Genomic DNA, 3,947 nt, shown 5'->3' on the forward strand with positions numbered 1-3,947 from the left:
GAATTCAGTGCCGTTAGACTTTTTTGGGCTATTTCTCTAAAACTAGGGCGATAATAGTGCTCAAGAGACAGGGGATTACTTGATAGTGTATTACTTGATAGTGTAGACGGATATAGGACAAATTTACGTCCTGGATTGATAAATAAGTGAGGTATAGCAGCAATCATTCGCCCTTCGAGTAAGGCTTCGATATCTGGTGCCGGTAAAAGTAGGGCTATTGAAATTCTATCTTGCTGACTCATTATCTTACTGACTCATTAGTAAATATCTAGATCACTTACTATCAATTAATATCATCCCTGGCTTCAACTGTGTAACTCCTGTTAACTATAGCAGTTAAACATAAAAATTATATAATAATCCGTGTAGTAATTGTGATAATTGTTATCCGAATTTTCCTACTCCCTACTCCCTACTCCCTACTCCCTGTTTCCAGATCCGCTGTTCCTTTTGCTATATAGCTTCGTTGACTTAATCATCCTTTAACTTTACGCCTCTTCATCCACTGCCTCTTCAGGAATTTCGACCGATGGAGCACTCAAAATTTTTCGCAGTAATCGGTTATCTATTCCTAGCTTTGTGTTAGCGATAAAATCCTTAATCTGCTCTTCACTCAACTCATAGTCTTCACGACTGTCATAAACAGCGCGAATCGCAATTAAGGGCTTAACGTCCTCTGTTTTCAACACTACCCATTTTCCTCCTTGAGCCTTCAGGTTATTCCAACACTCTTGAGCCTTCTTGGCATTTGGACTTATATCTTTAGAGCGGACTAAACAACCACGGGTCAGATCATATTTTTTATAATCCCCAAGATGAGATAACCCAGCCGTTACCCTGTTTCCAACAGAGGCTTGGATCACCGCTAGTCCAATTTTGACCGTATTACCTTCTTGTTTACCAAGTATCTTTACCCCTAGGTATTTATTTTTGGGCTTAACCGGAGCTTCAATTTTTTCGATTGTGACTCCTGCCACTATCTGTCCGATGAGTTGGTTGAGGCCAAACTTAATCGCGTTAGTGAGTTGAGAGTCATCCTCCATGTACTCTTCATTGTCTATATTGTCAATATTTTTGATCTCGTTATTATAAGCAGAGCTAACGGGATTTATAGTAGGTCTATGGGATGAAACTTGCTGACCATTAAGTAATCCCCAGTTAGTTTGACACCATTTAAGAACATCTCTTGCTGTTGGTCGTTGTTTACCTAATTCTTTCAGTGTTTCTTCCCTAAAGGGATAAAACCGCTGAGGAGGAGTTAGTTTATTGTCAGCATAAAACCCTTTTAACCGTAGGGAAACTAGATCAATTATCTGATCAGAATTTAGAGGTTTTAATTCAACTTCTCGCTCCCCAATTCTGTCAACAACTGCATCATTTAACTCTAATGCTCTAATTTGATGTGTCCAAGTTTCAGGAAACATAGCCGTCAGCAGCACCCCCCGTTTAAGGCTATTGTATAAATCTGTTGCTAAGCTGGCAATAACTTGTGCTCTGCTAAACCCTGCATCATCACATTCTGTACCATCTAATTGATCAAAACATACCACCAAGGGATTGTAATCACTAATTAGGTCTAAAATATGACAAATTATATCGAAATGATCTTTGTCATCTTCCGAATCGTTGGGTAACTCCATTTCGTCAGCTTTTTTCTGGGATAAACTTTTCCCAGAAAGCCAGTTAATAGCATAAAGAGCATGCTGCTTTGATAATGTCCAGAAAATCCCTTTGATCAGATAGGGATTATCGATGTCGCTCTTGATTTCAAGAACTTTATCAGTCAGTTGTTCAATTAGCTTGGGATTCTTAGCCAAGGCATTGGGAAATACATTGACTAACTGCTGAGATGTGTAACTTCTTTTCATCGCCTCATTGGCTAAAGCAGTTCCTAACTCTTGCCACTGAGTCACCCCCTGGCTACCCACCTCCTTAAGACTTAATGCCAGGGTTTTCAAAAATTCTGGCTTGATCCGATTAAGGTCATTGTAATCGGTCATGTAGACAAACCAAGCACTGCCATCAGCTTGAAGTTGATGGCGAACCCTACTGAGCAAATGAGTTTTGCCTAACCCTTTGTTAGCCTTGATGGTAATGCCAATAACCTGACGCTCCCCGCTACGAACTTCTTCAATTGCCTTAAAAACAGCGTCGGAGGCATGAGCATTGATAGAAGTAACGTGAGGTAATTCTTTTTTCCATACATTTTGCTTCTTGACAACTGGCTCTTTGTTAAAAGGGTTTTCTTTTTTGATGGCATTGTGGAGTTGTTCAAGGGGAGATGAACTGTTAGTCATGAGCAACTGTTATTCATTTTGGTGTGAGGAAACGCTACAAACAGTCAACAGATATTTATTACAATAACCAGGCCAGCCTAGGATTATAGCCGCTTAGCATAGCAGCGTAATCCACTCAGTTCTGTTGTGATGGAATCTTCAATTTGGGATGGATCGCTATCGGGTAAGCTACCGCCTTGGAGTTGCAAAATATCCTTAGCCTGCATCTCCAACAACCACTCATTGAACTGGGAACGACTGACACTATCCCCAATTTCCCGTCTAATCCGATAAATCGGTACGAGATCATCAAGGTTATAGTCCTGATTTAGCTTGTCGTAGACCTCCAAGACCACCGACTCAAAGGTTTCATAAGAAGCGATCGCATTTTCCCCAGTTTGTCCAGCATCAGCCCCTGGGTCAAGGACTTTAGCCACTGAGCTTCTCTCTCGAATCCAATTTAGAACAGCCTTGACATCCTTGGCTCTGACCAGACTACCATCAAACTCAAAATCAGCGCTTTTGATGCCAGAATCTAGCACTTGCAAGCCTTGCTCTGTCAAAAACACATACTCGATTCGGGCTTTTTTTGTTTTCTTGATCGTCCCATCTGTTTCCAATGTTTTAAAGATGTCAGTATAATCACCAGACCTCTCATTATTCAGTTTTACTGTATCACTTAAGTCTTTTCTTTTCACCTCCTGCTTTGATCCCCCTAGATCCCACAAGTGTAGTAGCAGACGAGTTGTAGCTTGGGCTGGGGTACCTCGTAACCCTTTCTTATTTTCTTTCTTCTTTTCTGCTTCAGGGTTTGTTGACATTTCCGTTTGTTCTGTTTGTTCTACTGTTGACATTTCCGTTTGTTCTACTGTTGACATTTCCATTTGTTCTAGGTATTTAGTTCTAGGTATTGAGTAGGTCAGATTATGGCTTGTCACCTCTATATCCAGTGATAGCCTAACCAATAGTATGATGCCAATTCGGCAGGATTTAGTGAGAAGCTGTAAATTTTTATGGCTACCCTAGCCTAAGGCCAGCCAAATTAAGCGTCTACCTTTGTATAGCCCTAAAATGACATTTTGAGGACATTTTGAGGGCTAAAAGTAATAGCTAAGTTAATCACAGGTCCGCAATCACAATTTCCCATGGTATTGCCCCTTGGGTTGCATCGGAATTGCGAAATCTTACTCACTTGCCTCTAGGATCAGAATTTCCAAACTATCCAGTCTTTCCCCCCAGAAAGCGATCGCATTTACTGGGACAATCTCAAATTCTGGCAGCTTGAGTAGAGCAAGGTAGTCGAGTCTCGATATTATATCACTTCTGTTCAGTCTAGGTTGCTTTCAACTATTATTTCTGTGCTATTTCTGTGTCCCCTGTGCTGCCTCTGCTCACTCTGCCGTGATCGGATCACACTTCTGTAACTAAATAGGTTTGAGCCAAATCAGCTGGACTCATGGACTCATAAGGTTCAAAAGGCTGATGAATCCAAGGATTATCTGGCAAATAATCCACATAGTAATCAGGAGCAATCCCAGAACAGGCTTTATACCAGATCACAGCAGTACGAATCTCCTCAATTTCTGTACCATAATGACTATAAAGCCATTTAATCCCCTCTCGTAGACTAATACCAGAATCCACTAAATCATCCACCAACAGGATCCGATT

4 protein-coding genes are annotated in these 3,947 nt (G+C 40.9%); all 4 read right to left on the reverse strand.

Translation table 11 applies throughout. The features are described from left to right. Positions 1 to 242, reverse strand: a 242-nt coding sequence (locus F6K57_RS38800) for a DUF1802 family protein (protein WP_293073958.1), incomplete at its 3' end; no start/stop codon positions are given. A 246-nt stretch (positions 243 to 488) separates the two neighbouring features. Next, positions 489 to 2,297 (reverse strand): hypothetical protein, encoded by a 1,809-nt coding sequence (locus F6K57_RS38805; RefSeq protein ID WP_293073961.1) that lies wholly within the window; start codon positions 2,295 to 2,297, stop codon positions 489 to 491. 83 nt (positions 2,298 to 2,380) lie between these two features. Then, positions 2,381 to 3,241: a hypothetical protein gene (locus F6K57_RS38810; RefSeq protein ID WP_293073964.1), complete on the reverse strand. Its 861-nt coding sequence runs from the start codon at positions 3,239 to 3,241 to the stop codon at positions 2,381 to 2,383. A 445-nt stretch (positions 3,242 to 3,686) separates the two neighbouring features. After that, the coding region (locus tag F6K57_RS38815) for a phosphoribosyltransferase family protein (RefSeq protein WP_293073967.1) at positions 3,687 to 3,947 on the reverse strand (261 nt) is incomplete at its 5' end.

It is taken from the genome of Moorena sp. SIO4A5 (assembly GCF_010672005.1).
GTDB lineage: Bacteria > Cyanobacteriota > Cyanobacteriia > Cyanobacteriales > Coleofasciculaceae > Moorena.

Coding starts and splice junctions, on each gene's coding strand:
- F6K57_RS38805 (WP_293073961.1), bottom strand. CDS start 2,297: ATGACTAACAGTTCATCTCCCCTTGAACAACTCCACAATGCCATCAAA.